Annotated in this window: 23 protein-coding genes; 6 read left to right on the forward strand and 17 right to left on the reverse strand. The window is 35.5% G+C overall.

Features of this window, described 5'->3' with window-relative positions; translation table 11 throughout:
* Positions 1-79 precede the first annotated feature (79 nt).
* Positions 80-277 carry a hypothetical protein gene (locus WKT09_RS06675; RefSeq protein ID WP_340415294.1) on the forward strand — a complete coding sequence of 66 codons (198 nt, stop codon included), beginning with the start codon at positions 80-82 and terminating at the stop codon, positions 275-277.
* 119 nt (positions 278-396) lie between these two features.
* Here WKT09_RS06675 and WKT09_RS06680 read toward each other — a convergent pair whose 3' ends face one another.
* Positions 397-1341: a DHH family phosphoesterase gene (locus WKT09_RS06680; RefSeq protein ID WP_340415295.1), complete on the reverse strand. Its 945-nt coding sequence runs from the start codon at positions 1339-1341 to the stop codon at positions 397-399.
* A 106-nt stretch (positions 1342-1447) separates the two neighbouring features.
* Between WKT09_RS06680 and WKT09_RS06685 the strand changes: the two genes are divergently transcribed.
* Positions 1448-1744: a YtpI family protein gene (locus WKT09_RS06685; RefSeq protein ID WP_340415296.1), complete on the forward strand. Its 297-nt coding sequence runs from the start codon at positions 1448-1450 to the stop codon at positions 1742-1744.
* 89 nt (positions 1745-1833) lie between these two features.
* Here the strand turns inward: WKT09_RS06685 and WKT09_RS06690 are convergent, their stop codons facing one another.
* The 7 genes from WKT09_RS06690 to ald form a co-directional block, all read right to left on the reverse strand.
* Entirely contained in the window at positions 1834-3141 is a 1308-nt protein-coding gene (locus tag WKT09_RS06690; protein ID WP_340415297.1) for a DRTGG domain-containing protein, read from the reverse strand.
* Between the two features lie 98 nt (positions 3142-3239).
* Positions 3240-3485 (reverse strand): hypothetical protein, encoded by a 246-nt coding sequence (locus tag WKT09_RS06695; protein WP_340415298.1) that lies wholly within the window; start codon positions 3483-3485, stop codon positions 3240-3242.
* A gap of 74 nt (positions 3486-3559) precedes the next feature.
* On the reverse strand, positions 3560-4297 hold the full coding sequence (locus WKT09_RS06700; protein WP_340415299.1) for a prepilin peptidase: 738 nt from the start codon (positions 4295-4297) through the stop codon (positions 3560-3562).
* 508 nt (positions 4298-4805) lie between these two features.
* On the reverse strand, positions 4806-5486 hold the full coding sequence (locus WKT09_RS06705; protein ID WP_340415300.1) for a metal-dependent hydrolase: 681 nt from the start codon (positions 5484-5486) through the stop codon (positions 4806-4808).
* Between the two features lie 194 nt (positions 5487-5680).
* Complete coding sequence (locus WKT09_RS06710) at positions 5681-6163, reverse strand: cupin domain-containing protein (protein ID WP_340415301.1); 483 nt, start codon at positions 6161-6163, stop codon at positions 5681-5683.
* 247 nt (positions 6164-6410) lie between these two features.
* Positions 6411-6677 (reverse strand): hypothetical protein, encoded by a 267-nt coding sequence (locus WKT09_RS06715; RefSeq protein ID WP_340415302.1) that lies wholly within the window; start codon positions 6675-6677, stop codon positions 6411-6413.
* Between the two features lie 156 nt (positions 6678-6833).
* The gene (gene ald / locus WKT09_RS06720; RefSeq protein ID WP_340415303.1) at positions 6834-7949 is read right to left on the reverse strand and encodes an alanine dehydrogenase; all 1116 of its coding nucleotides are present in this window, start codon (positions 7947-7949) and stop codon (positions 6834-6836) included.
* Between the two features lie 221 nt (positions 7950-8170).
* On the opposite strand from ald, the gene WKT09_RS06725 reads away from it, so the two are divergent.
* Entirely contained in the window at positions 8171-8605 is a 435-nt protein-coding gene (locus WKT09_RS06725; RefSeq protein WP_340415304.1) for a universal stress protein, read from the forward strand.
* Between the two features lie 54 nt (positions 8606-8659).
* Here the strand turns inward: WKT09_RS06725 and WKT09_RS06730 are convergent, their stop codons facing one another.
* The 5 genes from WKT09_RS06730 to tpx form a co-directional block, all read right to left on the reverse strand.
* Positions 8660-9157, reverse strand: coding sequence for a MogA/MoaB family molybdenum cofactor biosynthesis protein (locus WKT09_RS06730; RefSeq protein ID WP_340415318.1), 498 nt, complete (start codon positions 9155-9157; stop codon positions 8660-8662).
* A gap of 11 nt (positions 9158-9168) precedes the next feature.
* A complete protein-coding gene (locus tag WKT09_RS06735; RefSeq protein WP_340415305.1) occupies positions 9169-9768 on the reverse strand; it encodes a TQO small subunit DoxD in 600 nt (199 codons plus the stop codon).
* Between the two features lie 245 nt (positions 9769-10013).
* Positions 10014-11213 carry an acetate kinase gene (locus WKT09_RS06740; RefSeq protein ID WP_340415306.1) on the reverse strand — a complete coding sequence of 400 codons (1200 nt, stop codon included), beginning with the start codon at positions 11211-11213 and terminating at the stop codon, positions 10014-10016.
* Positions 11214-11269: 56 nt separating this feature from the next.
* Positions 11270-12250, reverse strand: coding sequence for a class I SAM-dependent methyltransferase (locus tag WKT09_RS06745; protein ID WP_340415307.1), 981 nt, complete (start codon positions 12248-12250; stop codon positions 11270-11272).
* A gap of 269 nt (positions 12251-12519) precedes the next feature.
* Positions 12520-13017: a thiol peroxidase gene (gene tpx, locus WKT09_RS06750; RefSeq protein ID WP_340415308.1), complete on the reverse strand. Its 498-nt coding sequence runs from the start codon at positions 13015-13017 to the stop codon at positions 12520-12522.
* 194 nt (positions 13018-13211) lie between these two features.
* Here tpx and WKT09_RS06755 point away from each other — a divergent pair, with 194 nt between their 5' ends.
* Complete coding sequence (locus tag WKT09_RS06755; protein ID WP_445323995.1) at positions 13212-15215, forward strand: catalase; 2004 nt, start codon at positions 13212-13214, stop codon at positions 15213-15215.
* Positions 15216-15299: 84 nt separating this feature from the next.
* Here WKT09_RS06755 and WKT09_RS06760 read toward each other — a convergent pair whose 3' ends face one another.
* From WKT09_RS06760 to ezrA, 4 genes are all read right to left on the reverse strand, one after another.
* Positions 15300-15503: an alpha/beta-type small acid-soluble spore protein gene (locus tag WKT09_RS06760; RefSeq protein ID WP_336266811.1), complete on the reverse strand. Its 204-nt coding sequence runs from the start codon at positions 15501-15503 to the stop codon at positions 15300-15302.
* Between the two features lie 90 nt (positions 15504-15593).
* Positions 15594-16796, reverse strand: a complete 1203-nt coding sequence (thiI, locus tag WKT09_RS06765) for a tRNA uracil 4-sulfurtransferase ThiI (protein ID WP_340415310.1) — start codon at positions 16794-16796, stop codon at positions 15594-15596.
* Positions 16797-16802: 6 nt separating this feature from the next.
* A complete protein-coding gene (locus WKT09_RS06770) occupies positions 16803-17942 on the reverse strand; it encodes a cysteine desulfurase family protein (RefSeq protein WP_340415311.1) in 1140 nt (379 codons plus the stop codon).
* A 123-nt stretch (positions 17943-18065) separates the two neighbouring features.
* Positions 18066-19757: a septation ring formation regulator EzrA gene (gene ezrA, locus WKT09_RS06775; RefSeq protein ID WP_340415312.1), complete on the reverse strand. Its 1692-nt coding sequence runs from the start codon at positions 19755-19757 to the stop codon at positions 18066-18068.
* Positions 19758-20245: 488 nt separating this feature from the next.
* On the opposite strand from ezrA, the gene rpsD reads away from it, so the two are divergent.
* A complete protein-coding gene (gene rpsD / locus WKT09_RS06780) occupies positions 20246-20845 on the forward strand; it encodes a 30S ribosomal protein S4 (RefSeq protein WP_340415313.1) in 600 nt (199 codons plus the stop codon).
* Between the two features lie 709 nt (positions 20846-21554).
* Positions 21555-21740, forward strand: coding sequence for a hypothetical protein (locus tag WKT09_RS06785; RefSeq protein WP_340415314.1), 186 nt, complete (start codon positions 21555-21557; stop codon positions 21738-21740).
* Positions 21741-21916: the final 176 nt, after the last annotated feature.

A 21916-nucleotide genomic window follows, 5' to 3' on the forward strand; every position in this document is an offset into this window, starting at 1 on the left:
ATAAGCAGATAATTTCCGATAAAATGATAGTAAGATCATTATTTGTAGAAATAGAAAAAATGGAAAGGAAGGATGACCGATGACTGTTTTAGATCGTAGAGAAATGCGGGATGAGAAAATTGCTTTGTTAAAAGAGGGACGAGCAGTGTATGCGGAATCGCCTGAATTTATCCGACTTATTAAGCGTGGGATTCATAAAGAAGATTTGTGTGTAACATTGGAAGAAATTAATGGTGGTTGCTGGTTTATCCCTGAAAACCTTCAATCCAATGAATAAACAGACAAAAAAAGAGCGTAGAACCGTTTAATGAACATTACATCCAACATAAAAAGTAAGTTCCACTCTTCCTCCTTTTATGTTTTCTCTGTACTCCTTAACGGTCTAGCTCTTTTTTATTATGCTTTGTATGCTGCACAAAGTGCCTCTAAGTCTTCCATAAAACGGTCTGCTTCTTCCCAAGAGGATACAGTGGCCCCTGAAGCTAATGGATGTCCCCCACCATTATATTTTCGTGCAAGCTCATTAATGATTGGCCCTTTTGAGCGTAAACGAACACGAATAACATCTTTTTCCTCCACAAAAAAGATCCATGCTTTAATTCCTTTCACTTCCCCTAACGTTCCAACTAAATTTCCTGTTTCTAACGGAAGTACATCAAATTTCTCCAAAATTTCTTTCGATAATACGATTTTACTAACACCTGATTTGGTTAATGTAAAATTTTGTAAAATGTATCCACGTAAACGAGCGATTTTTGCCTCCACATCGTACAATCCATCGTACAATGCTTGACGATCAAATGGATATTCAATTAAATCTGCCGCATAACGGAATGTTTTATTATTCGTACTAGGAAATAAGAAACGCCCTGTGTCCCCAACGATTCCACCGTAAATAAGCTTTGCTCCTTGTTCACTTAATTTCCATTCATCTTTTCCAAATAAAAATAGTTCATAAATCATTTCAGAAGTAGAACTAGCCGTCGTATCCACCCACATGATATCTCCGTAAGGATCTACATTTGGATGGTGATCAATTTTAATTATTTTTTTCCCTAATGTATATCGCTCATCACTAATACGACCGGTATTAGCCGTATCACATACTATGACAAGTGCATCTGTAAACACATCATCAGCAATGTCGTCCATTACCGCAAGAAATGATAGGGCAGGGTCTTCCTCCCCTACAACAAATACGTTTTTCTCCGGAAAAGTTGTGCGAATCATTTCCTTCAAACCACATTGTGACCCTACTGCATCCGCATCTGGACGGACATGGCGGTGTATAATAATCGTATCATTTTCTTTTATCGCATCTAATATTTGTTGTTTCGGCATTGTTATTCCTCCCATGAGTTTCGTTATATCATGAATATCTCTAGCATTTATTTAATTTTGTCGCTACAATAGTAATAGAATCTTGAATATAGGAGTCGTGTTACTTATGTTTATTTTTGCAGCACTAATTGTTATTTCTATCGTGCTCTACATTTATTATAAAGTAGCTATCTTAAAAACGAAAGATGGACTTACACAAAGGTATTTCAATGCGAAAGCACGAATTTTTTTAGGTTTATTTTTATTTTCATTCGGTATAAACCAGTATATTGCCTACCAAACGAAATTAGTCTTATTTATCAGTGTCGTCTTCCTCTTCCTTGGTGGACTACAAATGTTTGATGGCTTTAAAGAAGCAAAACATTATCGTAACGAATATAAAAGACTACATCCAAATGAATAAATAGAAAGTAGGATGAGGTTCGGTCAAATAGAAAGTAGGGACAATTTGTTTCCACACACTTTCATAGTGTCCAACCTCATCCTATTTTTTTACCTATCTAAAAGTTGTGCCATGAGCATTCCTTGTGCAACTAAATGTTTTCCGTTATATACTTCGACATTAATTTTTGCATATAAACGCCCTGCATCAAGCAATCTTGGTTTTATCGTTAATTTACTATCCATCTGTACTGGTTCAATGAAATAGACATTTAAACTTTCCACTGCCATATTTCCTTTTTTCAAATGGATGAGTAAACGTGCACTCGCTTCTGTAATTAATGTTGTTAGGACCCCGTTTGCTAATGTACCGAGTTGGTTCGTCATTTGTGGCGTCACTTCTGTATGAAGCACCGTCGGGTCGGCCTCTTCTCCATTTAATCCACGAGAAATGACATCATGAATTGTTTCCCCTACTTGTGGCTGTCGCTGCATTTCGTTTAATGCTTTTAATACATCTTGCCGGGAAACAAGTCCTTCTAATTCATGAACCGGACCAACGATTGGCACTACTTCAATCCCTTCCCATACCATCAGGTGAGCAACATATGCTAAAGATGTTTTCGGCTGTACGGTAAATGGATTTTTCGTCATCACTTTTTCAATTTTTGTTTGATGATTAATGCCAACAACGTCTTTTGATGTCACCATCCCACATACTTTTCCATCATCATCAATAACTGGAAAACGTGTATGTTTTGTCATATCGTTTAAATTGTACCAATCACGAACCGTATCGGTATTGTATAAATGGTGTACTTCATCATATGGAGTATAAATATCATCTACAAAGACAATTTCTTTTTTGATCATTTGGTCATAAATTGCACGGTTAATCATTTCTGCAACCGTAAATGTATCATAACTCGTCGACATAATTGGTAAGTTTTTTTCATCGGCTAATTTTTTAATATGTTCTTTCGTATCAAAGCCTCCGGTAATTAGAACAGCTGCTCCAGCTTTTAATGCTAGTTCATGTGCTTTTACACGGTTACCAACAATTAATAACGAATCTGCCTCTGTATAACGCATCATCGCTTCTAACTGCATGGCACCAATGACAAATTTATTTAATGTCTTATGTAAACCACCACGGCCACCTAACACTTGTCCGTCCACCACATTAATTACTTCTGCAAATGTGAGTCGTTTGAAATGTTCTTTTTCTTTTCGTTCAATTCGAATGGTTCCGACACGTTCAATCGTACTTACTAACCCTTGATTTTCTGCTTCCTTAATGGCACGATAAGCCGTCCCATCACTTACATCCAGTTCCTTTGCAATTTGGCGCACAGAAATTTTATGTCCGACTTCCAATGACATAATATGTCGAATAATTTGTTCGTGTTTTGTAGCCATTAAAATCACCAAGCTTTCATCTGTACTAGTCTGTTACATTAAAATTATTATACAGATGTTTTTCAAATAGCTCAATCAAAACACGCCATTTTGCGTAATTATCTCTGTCGTGCTCTTTTATATGGGCGTTGTTCCATATTTTCAGACATTTGCTGTTCCATTACAGGTACAGGTGTTACGTGTAGTAAAATTGCTAAATTTCCTCCAATGATGGAAAAGAAAAACAATGCCCATACTGTCCAAAAAATCGCTTGTAGTGTCGTTTCTATTTGTAAAATATACGGAAATGCAAGCACCATTAAAAAAAACGCAAAAATGATTCGAACAACAGAATATATTTTCATAAAAAATTTCCCTCCTACATCTATCTATCACATACTATATGCACGCGTTTTATAAATATGAAGGACATTTACCTTTATGAAACAAAAAATTGTAAATAAAAATTTAAAAATACATCCCCTTTAAAAAAGGTCATTAATGCACCAACGACAATAAAAGGCCCAAATGGAATAGCTTCATTACTTTTTATTTTCTTTCGGAGAAGATAGATCACACTTAATATGCCTCCGATAAATACAGCGATAAAAAATGTAATTAGGACGTATTTCCACCCTAATATAAACCCTAAAACACCGAATAGTTTCATATCGCCTGCCCCCATTCCACCTTGACTGAATAAAATAATGACGGCAATGAAACTATACCCAACGAAAGCACCGAAAACAGCCATCAAAAACGAATCAGGTAACATCCATAGACGGATAGACATAAATAATAGAAGGAAAAATAGCAAAATTTTATTCGGGATGACCATATAGGTCATATCAGAGACAAAAATAATCATCAACATACTAATGAGTAGCAATGCATTGATCAGTTCCACCGAATAGCCGAACATGATAAAACTATAACTAAATAAAGCTGCCGTCATACATTCTGTCACCACATAAATAATCGGGATCGTCATTTTACAATAAGGACATTTTCGTCTTTGTAATAAGTAGGATACAATCGGCATTAAATGTAGCCATTTTAATGTAACATTACAATGTGGGCAAGCGGAACGCCCTTGTACAAATGACCTTTTCAACGGTACTCGTAAACCAACTACATTAAAAAATGAACCAAACACGGCACCTATAATGAAAAACAATATTATTTCCACCCATGTTACACCACCTATCATGATAATATTACGTAATATTATAAATATAATTTTACGGATGTATAGGAAATAATACGTAACTAAACAAATTTGATTTTCTCGAAATAAATAGTGTATATAATGCTGTTTTCGCAAGGTATTTCGAATCATACGTCCATAAAAAAAGTTAGGAACAAAACATGTGTATATTGAGCAGTACGGAGAAGAAATATGTTTGAGGATCAGTTTGAAAACTTGTTATTGGAAACACAAAAAAACTGGCACGCTATCAGCATACCAGTTTAACGCAAAAACACTTAATTAGTAATACATAAAATAATAAAATTGATTTCTATCCATTTTGAAGCATGAGCGTACTAATGACAGAAAAAAGTACTAATATAACAAATATGATTAAAATTATATATATTATTTTTTCACGATAATCTAACATACCCCTACTATTAAAATTTTCTTCAAGGTAATACTACTTTCCTATTTTGGAACTTTGTGAAACTTATAATGTAATACTTTCCCCCGCTTTTAATGCGAAGCCTTCACTATTCGTTAGTTTGGCAACAAACGCATCCGGATCTTGCTCAATTACTGGAAATGTATTGTAATGAACAGGAACCACTTTTTTCGCATTGATCCACTCCGCCGCAAGAAGTGCATCTTCCGGTCCCATCGTAAAATTATCCCCAATCGGAATAAATGCGACATCAATATCATTTCTTTCACCAATTAATTTTAAATCAGAAAACAATGCCGTATCACCGACATGATAAATAGTTTTATCACCTATCGTTAAAATAATTCCCGCTGGCATACCTGTATAAATAAATGTGCCATCTTCTTCCTCGTATGAAGAGCTATGAAAGGCTTGTGTATATTTCACACGCCCAAAATCAAATTCAAATGCACCACCAATATTCATGCCATGTGCTTGTAATCCTTTTTGCGTGGCATAAACAGCGAGCTCATTTATCGCAACGATTTGTGCTCCTGTACGCTCTGCAATGGCAAATGCATCCCCTACATGATCATTATGTCCATGGGTTAATAAAATAACGTCCGCTTCGACAGTGTTTGGATCTAAATCACTTAAACTATTACCCGTAATGAAAGGATCCATTAAAATACGATGTGAGTCTGTTTCAATACTTACTGCTGAATGTCCATGATACGTAATTTTCATTGATTATCTCTCCTTACATCCTTTTACTTCTTAGTGTATCATAAATAAAGCGATTACAAAAAGAAGAAAGACATTTAGTTTCAAGATATATCATCCATTTAAAAGTGCTTTGGACGAAGGTAAAAAAACGGCCATATTTATCTTATCCCGATAAACATGACCATACTTTTCAATAATAGTTATCCTTTACTTTTTTAATGTATATCATCTTCTTTTGTTCGATGAATCGTTCCAAATGGATGTTCAGGAGGAGCATAAATAGAATATAACTTTAAGGGAGTATTCCCAGTATTAGTAATATTATGCCACATACCTGCTGGCACCATAATGGCTGAATCTGATTCTACCTTGTGTTCTACATGAAGTTCGTTGGGATTGTTTCCCATTTGAACAAGTCCTTTTCCTTTTTCCACTCTCAAAAACTGATCTGTTTCATCATGACGTTCAAGCCCTACATCCTCCCCTACCTTTATACTCATAAGGGTTACTTGTAAGTATTTCCCAGTCCATAAAGCCCGACGGAAATAATGATTACGTTTCGTTTCAGCCTCTATGTCAGTTACAAATGGCTCATTACCATAATCCACCGTCACTTCCTCAGGCGTCAAACAACTACCTGGTACAAATTTTCTTCCACAGCTCGAACATTCAACCGTTGAATTTCTAGTTTCATTCATAGGCCCTTCTCCTTTACATACATTCTATAATGACATCTTATGTATGGTATATCAGAGTGTGCTATTTTTATATGACAAAACAACCTGTTATTTCTCTTTTAAAAATTCAAAACTACCTGTGGGAACTAGTGGTTTGTTCTCTGGGGTATTCTTGCAACTAGGGGTTGTATTCTTGCAACTTTGATCGATATTCTTGCAACTCCGGCTTGCATTCTTGCAACTTTGGCATGGATTCTTGCAACTTCGATTAATATTCTTGCAACTTTGAATGGTATTCTTGCAACTTCGATCGATATTCTTGCAACTTTGACTGGTATTCTTGCAACTTCGGCAGGGATTCTTGCAACTTCCACCGATATTCTTGCAACTTTGAATGGTATTCTTGCAACTTCGGCAGGGATTCTTGCAACTTCCACCGGTATTCTTGCAACTTCGGCTTGTATTCTTGCAACTTCGGCAGGGATTCTTGCAACTTCCACCGATATTCTTGCAACTTTGACGGGTATTCTTGCAACTTTAAATATCGGATAATCAACTTGAGCCAGGGGTTTTCAAATGCATAAAAAAGCAATTACTAATGAAGCAACATAAACATTCATTAGTAATTGCACTTATTTTCTATATTTGTCATTCAATAATAGATAAACGATCGGCACTCATTCAATTTCCATTAAACAAGTAATGATTTAGGATCCACAAAGTTATAGTCTAATGCGGATGCTACTCCTTCATTTGTCACTTTTCCTTGAACTGTATTAATTCCTTTTAATAATGCTTCATTTTCTAACGCTGCTTTTTTATATCCTTTGTTTGCAATCTGTAAAATATATGGAACCGTTGCATTGGTTAAGCCGATGGTTGCTGTTTGTGGGACTGCTCCCGGCATATTTGGCACTGCATAATGAAGTACACCATGTTTTACAAAAATCGGTTCATCATGTGTCGTAGTACGTTCACTCGTCGCAAAATTTCCACCTTGGTCAATAGCAACATCTACAATTACAGATCCTTCTCCCATAGATTGTACCATCTCTTCTGTCACAAGTACTGGCGCTTTTGCACCTGGAATTAATACAGAACCGATGGCTAAATCAGATTCACGAATTGCCTCCGCAATTTCCATTGGATTTGACATAAGGACATTCACTGAATTTCCGAAATAATCATTTAATTCTTTCAATCTTGTAGGGTTTAAATCAAAAATAGTTACCGTTGCCCCTAGACCTACTGCTAATTTTGCTGCATTCGTTCCAACGACCCCACCACCGATGATCGTTACTTTTCCACGTTTTACACCAGAAATACCAGCTAATAATACACCTTTTCCGCCTTTTGTTTTCTCTAAATATTGCGCACCAATTTGTGTTGCCATATATCCTGCCACTTCACTCATCGGTGTTAAAAGTGGTAGAGAACGATTTGGTAATTGTACAGTCTCGTATGCGATACCTGTCACATTTTTCTCTACTAATTGTTTCGTCAATGCTGGTTGAGAGGCTAAATGTAAATATGTAAATATAATTTGATCTTCTTTTAAATAAGCAAACTCTTCTTCTAATGGTTCTTTTACTTTTAAAATTAATTCATGTGCCCAAGCTTCTTTTGCCGTTGCTACGATTGTCGCTCCTGCTTCTTTATAGGCCTCATCTGTAAAACTGGACCCTTCTCCTGCACCGGCTTGTACAAAGACTTCATGTCCTGCATTCGTTAATGTTACTACTCCACTTGGGGCTAAAGCTACACGATTTTCATTGTTTAATATTTCAGTAGGTATTCCAATTCTCACAATTCTGCACCTCTTTTTAATTTTTAAAGATGAAACAATATTAATTTTAACAAATATTATGTAAAAATGCATTATTTTTTCATTATATTTTGTTCATTCTTTCCTCTTCCTCTATTTTCTCATATTTCACAAAATTTTCATGTAAACCTTTTCCATTTTACCATTATTTCATGTTATAATAGGACTTAGATAGGAATTGACTATTTAGGGAGGAATTTGGAATGGCAGAGAATTATAAAAAAATTATCATCGCAGTAGACGGTTCAAAAGCATCTGAAAAAGCATTTAACAAAGCAGTAGACGTAGCAAAAGAAAACGGCGCAACTTTAATATTAGCACATGTGGTTGATTCACGTACATTCGCAACAGCTGAAGCATATGATCGTTCATTATCTGAGCGCGCTCAAAAATATGCAGAAGACTTACTAAATGAATATGTACAAAATGCTAAAGACGCAGGATTAGAAGATGTAGACTTAGTCATCAAATACGGTTCACCTAAAGTCGCAATTTCTAAAGAGATTGCAGTTGAAAACGAAGCTGATTTAATTGTCGTTGGTGCGACAGGATTAAACGCAGTAGAAAGATTCCTAATCGGAAGTGTATCAGAAGCAGTTGCTAGATATTCTAAGTGTGACGTATTAATTGTACGCTAAATGAAAATGAAAAAAAGAGGCAGAGACGATTCTTACATCGCTTCTGCCTCTTCTTTATTTATGTAATTCATGTACAATATGAGAAAGTTCTTGTAACACAATCTTTTCCATCGCCAATTTTACTGCACCTGATGAACCAGGCATAGCAAAAATAACTTTCTCCCCTACGGTACCTGCAATCGCTCGTGACATAATCGCCCTAGCCCCAATGTCCTCTAAATAACTAATCATTCTAAAAATCTCACCAAAACCTTGGATTTCTTTTTCAATGATCGATTGTACCACTTCAATCGTTACATCACGTTTACTAATACCAGTTCCACCAGTTAATAAAATGGCATCCACTGTGTTATTTTTTAACTGTGTTTCAATTGCTTCCTTAATTAAAGTTTCCTCATCTTTAATAATTTGATGGTCGACACAAACATGATGATTGTCTTCTAAATATTGACGAATTAATTTCCCGCTTTTATCCGTTTCTACCGTTCTAGTATCACTAATTGTCGCCACAAAACAGCGGACAGATTTTTCTTCTACTTCATGCACGATGATCACGCTCCTCTTTAATCAACATAATGAAAATATTTTAAAGAGTCAAGCCTTCCGTCATCCACGTTCGGATTCATAGGTGCCCACGGCGTCCCTAATTTTGGAAGTAAATATTGATCCACCCCATAATGGCCAGCAACTTTCCATCCTAACATAAGCAAAATAGAGATGATAAACATAAATGGATTGATACTAACGGTTCCGGCTAATAAAAAGGACATATTCATAAACGCACCAAAAAACGCAGCAATCCCAGTTAACATCCCAATGATTAAACCAACACCTACGAACACTTCTCCCCAAGCTACTATAAACGAGAAAAAGGCAGCGTTCGGTAACACCACTTTTTCCGAAAATAATACATACCAACTTGGCACTTCCCCTGTTGATGCTTTTTCTAATGTAGCACGAATAAAACCCGTTAATGCAGTACCCGCTTCCGCACCAACCCACCTCTCATTCGTCACTTTACTTATACCGGCATTTAACCATGTCACCCCTAAATACATTCGGAAAATTAGCCAAATCGGTGCAGATGCACTATTGGAAAATAACCAACTCGCAATAGGGTTATCGTCTATCATGACCGCTTTTCCATTAAAAATACGTTTCACACTTCTCTCCTCCAATACAAATTAGGTATTTAACACTATTTTATGTATAGGTATATTTTATCATATATAATGAAAAAGTGTAAACGTTTTCTAATTATGTAGAAACTGTCATCCATTCACTTGCTACAAGATTCGTGGCGAATAGTTTAATCATCTATCGTTTTTCATGAATACTGAAATTTTCCATCACATAAAAAACCTCTAGAATTAGATGGGATTCTAACTCTAGAGGTTTTTTTAAATGATTAATTTACTGCGATTCCAGATAGTTCATACGTATCTCTTGCAATCATGACTTCTTCATCTGTAGGAATAATAAAGACTTTGACAGGTGAGTGCGGGTAACTTAATTCAGCCTGCTGACGACAACCAGCATTTAATTTTGGATCCCAGTACACACCCATGAATTCTAAACCAGTTAAGATTTTCTCACGAACGATGTCACTGTTTTCTCCCACACCAGCTGTAAATATAATAGCGTCCACTCCAGCCATACGTGCAGCATATGAACCGATATATTGATGAATACGCGCCGCAAAAATCTCTAACGCTAAGATTGCACGCTCATTCCCACTTTCTGCTGCCGCTCTAATATCTCGTAAATCATTTGAAATACCAGACAATGCTAATAACCCACTCTTTTTATTTAAAACGTTTACAACTTCAGACGCGTCCATGCCTGTTTTTTCTTTAATATATGGAATAATAGCTGGATCGATATCTCCAGACCTCGTCCCCATCGTTACCCCAGCCAAAGGAGTGAATCCCATGGACGTATCAATCGATTTACCATATTCTACCGCTGTAATACTAGCTCCATTACCTAAATGACAAGTAATTAAACGTAAATCTTCCAATGGGCGTCCAATAAGTTCTGCTGCTTTTTCCGCAACATATTTATGGGATGTACCGTGGAAACCATATTTACGGATACCATATTTCTCATAATACTCATACGGTAAGCTATAAATATAAGATTTCTCTGGCATCGTTTGGTGGAATGCTGTATCAAATACTGCAACCATTGGAATATTTGGTAGCGCTTCCGAAAAAGCGCGAATACCAGTCAAGTTAGGCGGGTTGTGCAATGGCGCTAACTCTGATACTCCTTCAATAATCTCAATCACTTCATCTGTAATTTTAACTGATTTACTGAAATGTTCCCCACCATGTACGACACGATGTCCAACAGCAATAATTTCATCTAATGATTCAATGACACGAGAAGCTAGTAGTTCTTTTAATAATAAATCCACCGCTTCCCCATGGTCATGCATATCTTGTTTGAATACTTCTTCTGTTTCATTATATTCTAAAGTAAATTCAGAACCATCAAAACCAATACGTTCCATTAACCCTTTCGCTAAAACCGTTTCCTCTGGCATTTCAAATAATTGGAATTTCAAAGATGAGCTTCCTGCATTAATCGCTAACACTTTTCCCATAATAAGATTCCTCCTCATAATGATACCTAAATAAACGATATTACTTTGGCAAAACACTACATATTTTCTTCAAACCAATTGTTTATTTGCATAAGCATATTTTCCATCTTCGGTCCATCTTGGAAAGACGGTAACATCGCTAATAGTGGCTGTTTTACATCTTCGGTTTCTGGACCTTTTTTCTGTAATATAAAAATACTCTTCTTTTGTTCTTTCCCTTTAAATAATGTATCAGGCAATTGTAACAATCCGATAATATGTGCATGCTTTTTCATAAATGCATGCAACTTGTCTGCTTGTTCACTTTGGAACAGTGATTCCGGAATAATAAAAATTAAGTACCCTCCCTCTTTTGTATACATAAAACTTTGTTCCATAATTAAATGGTGTGCATAACTATGCCCTTCTTCAGCTTTCAATTCAAAATCATTTGCACGAATGTCGTCTGGATAATATCCTACAGGTAAATCAGCTACAACAAGATCAACTGGATCTAATAAAAACGGTTGCATACTATCTTGGTGGAAAAACTCAACCTCTTTTTGCTGTAAATTTGCATGTAATAAAGCCAACTTTAGTAATGTTGGATCAATTTCATTTCCATATGCTTTCGTACTACTTTTTAATTGCTCTAAAACGATGAGCAATAAATTCGCTGTCCCACTAACAGGATCAAATAGACGTATGTCATCTATATCCTTCGTTAATTTTTCAGCTAAATAGCCGATAAACATAGCAATTGTCTCAGGTGTCATTAAATGCTGAGGTTGTGTTGCTTCTTTCATGCCTTTTAAAATAGCTAACTGAATTGCTTTTCTAATCGTTGTTTTGTCCAATTGTTCCACATTTATATCTATTAACGACGTATCGACGATTTGTTGTCCTTTCTCCCCCAACGGTTCATCCGTTATTTCAAAAAACATCGCCTCAAGACTACGCGTTAAACTATCTAAATATGTTTCATTCTCCTCTTGTTGTATAACAGATGTTGTTTTATCAATAATATCAAATAATTGTACAACGTCTTTTTCTTCCATCTTACTGCCTCCCATAAATTAGGCGACACTCATCTTTTATATAACACATCTAAATTACTTTATATTTTAACAAAAATTAGCTAAAAAGTAATCGAAATCTGACAAATTGTATGAGTTGCCTATATTCTTGTGTCACGTGTATTATTTTCGTGTTTTCCCGTGTATTTCACACAATTAAAAACGAGCAATTGTATGCAAAAGAGAATGGATGAATCATTTTTGATTCCCTTTTACATATTGCTCGCTATTCTCGTGATCATTTTTTAAATTTAAGCGTTTCTTGCTGCTTCTAATGCCGCATCATAATTCGGATGATCGGTCACTTCTGGTACATATTCGACATAAACGACTTTATCATTTGCATCTACCACAAATATAGCCCTTGCTAAAAGTCTTAATTCCTTTATGAGTACCCCATACTTTTTCCCGAAACTAGCTTCTCGATGATCGGAAAGCACTTCTATATTTTTAATTCCTTCTGCACCACACCAACGTGCTTGTGCAAACGGTAAATCCATACTAATTGTTAACACTTGTACATCGTCTAATTTGTCTGCTTCTTCATTAAAACGTTTCGTTTGTAATTGACATACACCAGTATCTAATGAAGGAACCACACTAATGATTTTTACTTTTCCACTGTAATCGTCTAATACTTTTTCCTCTAAAGCATTATTTAAGACAGTGAAATTCGGTGCGTCATTGCCTACGATTACCTCTGTCCCTAATAGTGTGACAGGATTATCTTTAAACGTAATTGTTGTCAATTTAATACACCCTTTCATTTTATGTATATATTCATTATGAATAACGAATGGTAGATTGTCCACTATTTTATTTTAAAAAAAGGGAAATCATTTCTCCTACATTCACCTATTTAGGTTCTTATCATACAAATAGAGTGATGAATGTGAAAGGAGAATAGATATTGAAAGAGAAAAACAACCGAAAATATGAGCAAATGAAAAAGTTTACTCATCATAATACAGGAGATGAGAAAAAATTAACGAGTGATACTGGAACAAACATATCGAATAATCGCTGGTCCTTACGCGCAGGAAAGCGTGGTCCAACGTTATTACAAGATTTTCATTTTTACCGAAAACAATCTCATTTTAATAGGGAAAGAATCCCAGAAAAAGTAGTTCATGCACGTGGAGATGGTGTCTATGGTGAATTTACATGTTATCGTTCGTTATCCAATTTAACGACCGCACATTTTTTACAAGAAGCAGGTAGGAAAACACCTGTATTTGTCCGTTTTTCTAATTTTATCGGAAGTAAAGGGTCTAAAGATACAGCTATTGATATTCGAGGTTTTGCGACGAAATTTTATACCGAAGAAGGAAATTATGACATGTTAGCTTTATCTTTTGCTGTATTTTCGATTTTAGATGCAATGAAATTCGCCGATTTTGTGCATGCCGTAAAACCGAATCCACAAACAGATGTCCCACAAGCAACTGTTGCGCATGATAATGCTTGGGATTATATTAGTAAAAATGAAGAAATCGCTCATTTTGTCATGTGGTTAATGTCCGATCGTGGTCGTCCTAGGAGTTGGCGAATGATGGAAGGTTGGCCGATTAATACTTTTCGTTTGATCAATAGGGACGGTGTTTCTACTTTTGTCCGTTTCGTTTGGAAACCATTATTAGGGGTCCATTCTCTTTTATTAGATGAAGCAAATATTATTGGCGGGGTCGATCCGGATTATCATCGTCGTGATTTACATGAGGCAATCGAACGTGGAGCTTATCCTAAATATGAATTAGGCATTCAATGCATTGAGGAAGGGGATCAATTCAATTATGATTTTGACATATTAGATGATACGAAGTTTTGGCCAGAGGAAATTATTCCTGTTGAAATAATTGGAAAAATGACGTTAAACAGGCTCGTTGATAACCATTTTGCCGAAGAAGAACAAGTCTCGTTTGATCCTAGTACGCTTATACCTGGAATAGACGTCACGAATGATCCTGTCTTACAAGGTAGGACGTTTGCTTATCGCGATACCGATTATCATCGTTTAGGAACAGGGAATATTAATGATATTCCAATTAACCGGCCAATCAATGATGTCCATTACAATCAAAGGGATAGTTTTTCCCGATATCGTATTGATGCAGATTCAGTGAACTATAAAGAAAATATGTTAGCAAACAATACACCACTGGTGACACCTGTAGAAGAAGGTGGATATGGTACGTATCCAGAAAAAGTGACTGGTGAAGTAACACGTGAAATGCCGAGTGATTTATTTAATGATTTTTATTCACAAGCACGACTCTTTTGGAATAGTATGTCACCTATAGAAAAAAGCAATATCATTGATACCTTTATTTTTCATTTAGGATATGTAAAAAGTAAGGAAGTCCGACAAAATGTCGTCGATATGTTTGCACATGTCGATGAAGAAATGTCCGCAATTATTGCAGCACATATCGGTGTGCAAAAGTCAACGAATCAACAAGTGAATGTCTCTGAAAGTTCTCCAGCAGTAAGTTTAGCAAATACCGCTCATCTTCCGAATACACAACGAGTTGCAGTTCTAGTGGCAGATGGTTTTTCTGGAAATGAAGTTGCAGAGACCATCCAAGTGTTAGAAAAGCATGGTGTGTTCGTTGATTTTATCGGAAATTCTCTTGGAACAGTGCAAGGTTCAGACGATGTAGAAATGGTGACAAATAAACTGTTCCAGGCGACCTATCCCGTCCTATATGATGCTTTGTATATTATTGGTGGGGAAGAACTGACTCCCATTGTCTTACGGGAAATAAACGCCTATTTTACGGCGATGTATAAGCAATACAAACCAATTGGTATCGCAAATGGTGCCGAAACGTTTTTGGATGTACCTTCCAATGCACCAGGGATCATTTTTGCTTCGGATGAAGAAGATTTTGCAAATGCTTTTGTGGAAGCCATTGCCATGCAACGATTTTGGAATCGATCTGTATAATGAAAGATACATGAATTCTATAATTAGAAAGAGACTAAGATAAAAGTTACCCTTTCATCTTAGCCTCTTCGTTTTTTTATTTAGTTATGATTGATTTCCACCTAATTGTTGTTGCGCCATATGAACGAGACGTTTAGTGATTTCACCACCTACAGACCCGTTTGCTCTTGATGTCGTATCTGGACCAAGTTGAACACCAAATTCCTGCGCAATCTCAGTTTTCATTTGGTCAATTGCTTGTTGTGCTCCTGGCACGACTAATTGATTCGAATTGTTTCTGCTTGGCATGTCCTTCACCTCCTTGGTTATGTTTATGTTGCTCACCAACGGAGGGATTGATACATTTCAATTATTGGAAATTCATCCAAATGTCACTAATTATAATAAATCCGAAAAATCATCTTCTTCCATCGCCTTCGCATCCACTGTTACAACTTCTATGCCAGCCATTGCTTTATCAATAAATGGTGTGAAGTCTGCTTTTTCTTCTAATTGTAATACTTTTTCACGTTTTGGATTCGTACTTGGTGCTTTCGGTACAAATATTGTACAACAATCTTCATATGGTAAAATCGATAATTCGTACGTACCAATTTTTCGTGAATATGTGATGATTTCTTCTTTATCCATCGCAACGAGTGGACGTAATACAGGAATATTCGTTACTTCATTAATGGTATTCATACTTGCTAATGTTTGACTTGCCACTTGTCCTAAACTTTCTCCTGTTGTTACTGCTAAAATATTATTGTTTTGACAAATTTTTTCACTGATTTGGAGCATAATACGACGCATCACCGTCATACCATAACGCTCAGGCATCTGTTTAAAAATTTCTTGCTGTAATTCCGTAAATGGCACTAAATGCACTTTAATCGAACCACCATATTCGGTTAAAATTTTGGCAAGATCTAACACTTTTTGTTTCGCACGTTCACTTGTAAATGGCGGAGAATGAAAATGAACCGCTTCGATTTCAAGGCCACGTTTCATCATTAAATATCCCGCGACAGGTGAATCGATTCCACCAGATAAAAGTAATAACGATTTGCCACTTGATCCGACTGGTAATCCACCAGCACCTTTTACAACGGTAGAAGTAATGTATGTTGCTTTTTCACGAATTTCAACACGAACTTCGACATCTGGTTCATGTACATTTACCGTATACCCTTCACTATGGCGTAGTAAATGTCCCCCTAAAATTTGATTCATCTCTTGCGAACGAATCGGGAAATTTTTATTCGCACGTCGCACGGCAACTTTAAATGTTTTTGCATCTTTACTACTTAATAATGCATGTAATGCTGCTTCTTTAATTGCCTCTTCTTCATTATTAACTTTTATCGCTAAACTTAAACTATAAATCCCGAACACTTTTTGTAATTTCTCTATAATCGGCGTTGGATCTGCTCCATGAAGTTCTACAAATAAACGCCCTAAGGAACGTTTTACTTTTACTTGTTCATATTCCTCTAATGCTTCTCGTATATTTTGTTGCAAACGAACGATAAATTGCTTCATATTTTTACCTTTTAACGCCAATTCACCGTACCGGATTAAAATGTGATCATATTCCATTATTATCTACCCCAATATCCCTTTTAATTGTGTAACTGTCGAACGTAATACAGATAAAAACTGTTTAATTTCCGCTTCTGTCGTATGATAACTTGTACTTACCCGAATGCCTGAAGTCGCAATCTCGTTGCTCTTTCCACAAGCTTCTAATACACGACTTTTATCATCTTGTTTCGAGGAACAAGCTGATTTTGTGGATAAAATAATCCCTTTTTCATATAATGCATGGATCAATACTTCTGGCTTTATGCCTGGCACCGAAAAATGAACAATATGTGGTGCACCTTCTACTGTTGAATTAACATAAATATGTTTTATTTCAGCTAAACCATCTAATAATTGTTGTTGTATATGACGCAAATGTTCTCCCTCTTTTGCCTCACATTCTAAAATAAGACGCAATGCTCGAACGAACGCAACATTTCCTGCCACATTCTCCGTTCCGGAACGAAGTGCATGTTCTTGCCCTCCACCGTGAAACAATGGAAAAAGTGTGACACCATCTCGAACGTATAATAAACCAGTCCCTTTTAAACCGTTTATTTTATGCCCAGAAAAAGTACATAGATCTACATTCGCACGTTTTATCAGAACGGGTACTTTTCCCAATGCTTGCACGGCATCAACATGAAAAAATATTTTTTTATGCTTACGTACTATTTCGCCTATTTCTTCGATCGGTTGAATCGCCCCAATCTCGTTGTTTACGTGCATAATGGATACTAAAATCGTTTCGTCTGTAATGGCAGCTTTTAATGCTTCTACCTCTACTACTCCATGTTCATTCACAGGTATAATCGTTACCGTAAACCCTAATTTTTCCAGCGATAGACATGCATCATATACTGCAGGGTGTTCAATACTAGAGGTAATAATATGTTTTCCACGTTGTTGATGTTGTAAAGCAATCCCTTTAATCGCCATATTATTTCCTTCTGTACCACCTGAAGTGAAAATTATTTCTGACGGATGTACACCGAGTAATTGAGCTGCTTGTTCACGTGCCTTCGTTTGTAATTTCTCTACTTCTCCTCCCATTTTATGAATGGAAGAAGGATTTCCGTAATACTTTTCATTCACTTGAATAAAACTTTGTAATACAGAGGCATCTGGTTTTGTTGTTGCACTATTATCTAAATAAATCATTTCAACACTTCCTATACTTAATCAAATGCTAAAAGCAATAAAACGAGGTTAGGCCAACGTCCATAGAATGATGTAAATCTGTCACGTACCATTCATCCTTTACGTTGTCCAAACCTCTATTTGTCATACTGTTTGTTCTTGAATTTTTTCTATTTTCTTTAATGCACCAGGTTCTACTGCTTCAATTCCTTTCGCCGCAACTTCTAATGCTTCTTCATATTTTGCATGATGAAATAAATTTTCTGCTTCTTCCAACACATCGGCTAATTGTACCGATTTACTGCGATAACGATTTGCATATTGAATGACCTTTTCCGTTAAATCAGCTTGCTCTAACATAATATTTGTATGTTCTACAACATTTTCAACCGCATCTTTCGCTTCATTTAATACATTTTTTACCTCGACCATATCTAATGGTTCATTTTCTAATGCGACGAGTACTCGATCGTTTTTATGTGTTGCATCTTCCAATAAATTCCAAATATACGTTGGAATGCCAGGTAAATTACTCGCCTTTAATGTACGATTTGTTTTGAAAATAGCATCCGTCATTTCTTGTAATTTCTCTTTTGCTTCCATTTCATCTTTACGCAATGTTTGAATGTATGCTTTAAATGTTTCATGATCTGCTTCCATTTGTGTTAATTGTTCGAACGCATTCTCTAACTCTGTGCGTACATTCGAATGTGCTGCACTGTTTTCTTCCAGTTGTTTTTGAAACATCGTTAATTTCTCTTTCAACTGTTCTGTTTTCTTTTCTAAGTTACGGTAATTTTCTAAATCATCCTCTTCAAAATAGTACGCTTGTTTTAATGTTTCTACTTCTTCCTTCGTTTCCTCAAACATTGTATCAAAAGAAGTTACTGCTTTTTCATAATTCGGCATTTTACTAATGACATAATTTTTTGCTAATGCTTCTTGCTCTAATTGGTCATACATCTCTTGGATACGCTCTTCTATCTCGTTCATTGTCGGTGTAACCTTTTCTACACTTTCCTTTTCTAATTCGGCGACTAGATCGATAAGACGCGCTTGATAAGCTTGAATTTCTTTGTCTAATTTTAAATGTTCTAGATGATACCCATCCGCTTTCATTTCTTCGATACCACGGTATAATTCGTCTAATTGCGAAGGTAGTTCAGTTTTACACTGTTTATACACTTCAGGATATTGATCCATTTCTGTTTGTAATACAGTTAAATGTACTTTTATGTCATCTTTCACTGTAGCTGCTTTTCCATAATTTCCTTCACTCACTTCGGCATGATACTGTTCAAACTCTTCTTCTAATTGTTGTACCATTGCTTCAAAGCGTTTTACAGCTTTTTCATATTGATAATGATTTTGCGTCAATTGTTTTTTATATGTATGTAAAACTGGTTCAAGCTCTTCGATTTCTTCACGTGTTTTTTCTTCTGTTTGTAACAATTGGTCTAGTTGTTTTAAAATATTTTCAATTTTTTCTTCGATTGCTTGTAAAAATGCGTCCATTTTAGCGAATTGTTCGTTCGCTTTTTTAATACGGTATTTATCTGCTGCTTGTTCCGTTTCATACAACATTCCTTCGATTTTCGATAAATCATCTGTTAAAATGGTGTCCCAATCTTTTTTCCATTGCTCAAACTGTTTTTTCGTTTCCCCTTCTAAAGTTAATTGTTTAATTTTAGAAAGTTCCTCGGCCACATTTCGTCCCATAATATCTAATTTCCACTTTTCATATAAATCAACTTTGTCATACACTTTTTTACGAAGCATTAATCCAATTATAATAAGTACAATAATAGCTAAAATGATTGCAATAATAATTTCCATGATGTACCTCCTAATCATTTTTTATAGAAGGATATATGTATAAAATAAACTTCTCTTTTCTTTATAAAAATATATCTTCATTAATCTGTATCCTCTTCCATATATAATAACATGTTTTGTTCCATTATGGCTAAAAAAACACAAAAAATAAGATGGAAATATGCATGTATATTTTTTTCTTCTCATTCTCCTTTTTAACACTGGTAATCATGATATTGTCACAGCGGTTTTCATGTTTTATTATATGTCCGTTTATTTTGTTTATATCGGTTTGACATTTATACGGATTCATACTATAATATCCTTTGTGTAAAATAATTAGGTAGCTTATGTGCACAGATGCTTGGATGCATTTTGTTCCTCTAATTAAGAGGTGTATTGCGTAACTCTCGGCTGCTGGGGCGAAGATACATGAAAACAAAATGGACAAGATCTCGTTCACGTTTCCTTATTTTATGCAATAATAAAATTAAAGGAGTCATGTTTAAATGGCACGTTTTACAGGATCATTATGGAAGAAATCCCGTCGTTACGGTATTTCATTAACAGGAACTGGTAAGGAGTTAAGCAAACGTCCTTTCGCACCAGGTCAACACGGAACACAACGTAAAAAAATCTCAGAATACGGTTTACAATTACAAGAAAAGCAAAAATTACGTTTCATGTATGGATTAAACGAACGTCAATACCGTACTTTATTTGACGAAGCTGGGAAAATGAAAGGTATTCACGGTGAAAACTTCATGGTTCTTTTAGAATCACGTTTAGACAACTTAGTTTACCGTTTAGGTTTTGCTCGTACTCGTCGTCAAGCACGTCAATTAGTAAACCACGGTCACATTACAATTGATGGACGTCGTGTAGATATCCCTTCATACCGTGTGAAACCAGGTCAAACAATCGGTTTACGTGAAAAAGCACGTAACTTAGACATCATCAAAGAATCTCTAGAATTAAACACTTTCGTTCCAGAGTATTTAACATTTGATGCAGACAAATTAGAAGGTACGTACACTCGTTTACCTGAACGTTCTGAATTACCAGCAGAAATTAACGAAGCATTAATCGTTGAATTCTACTCACGTTAATTTTAACGGAGTACAACAAGCAACATATAAAGCCCTTGAAACATTGTTATTACGGTGTTTTAAGGGCTTTTTATTTTTATGATAAATGCAATGAAATGTATTAAAATGTATCAATTTGGGGCTAAATTTGGGACTGTTTTGGGACGGATATATGTTAGGGGAAAAGGCTGTTACCTTTGTTGGTAATGGCCTGTTTATTTGCAAAAGAAAACCCCTTTATAAATAATACTCTAACAATGTACAAATGGGGGTAAAAAATTAAGTTGACATTTATACTTTATCTTAAAAAGTATTATATATGTTGGGGGCGGTTAAGCCCTATTCATATTCACAATTAAAAACTTTTCATTTACCTATTAACCAATACCTTTAACGGTAGTATAATGAAAGTTAAAAAGGAGATGAATAAGTGGAAGACTTAGGCAAAATAATAGCCTTAACCGTTTCAATTCTAACAATCCATCAATTATAGCTAGTTAACCAAAAGACGAAGTTAGAAATCAAAAAGTTAAGGCAAGAACTGAAAAGAAAGAGGAGAGGAGATTAACTCCTTTCTCTTCTTTCTCTAAGTATACCACAAAAATTATGGATATATTATTAATTTTAATTATCGCTGCATGGGTTATATCTATACCTCTAGTTATTCGGTTGTGGGTTCTTAAAAACAAAAAGAAACGATTAGAAAAGGCAATTAAGGAGATGACGGATGATGAATATTAAAGAAAACATAAGTAAACTACTGTTCGATTCGGGTTTGTCAAATTACAAAATCTCAAAGGATACTGGTATAGCACAAACGACGCTCGGAAGATTTACAACTAAAAAATCAGATATTGATAATATGAGTTTAGGAAATGCCATTAAATTAAACGAATACTATTCGCGGTTAGCGTGAGCAGCTCGATCGGCCAATGACACAAATTTATCTGTTGCTCTAGTCATAATCACTTTATGACCCGTATAATTACCGTTAAATTCGTCCAATACCTCAATTTCCTTTGTGCATACAACACACTCAGTCATTGCTTTTTCTGACATTTCCATTATCCTTTCTCAAATCGAGTAGAGAGC

The organism is Pseudogracilibacillus sp. ICA-222130 (assembly GCF_037892545.1).
In the GTDB taxonomy this organism is placed as follows: domain Bacteria; phylum Bacillota; class Bacilli; order Bacillales; family Amphibacillaceae; genus Pseudogracilibacillus.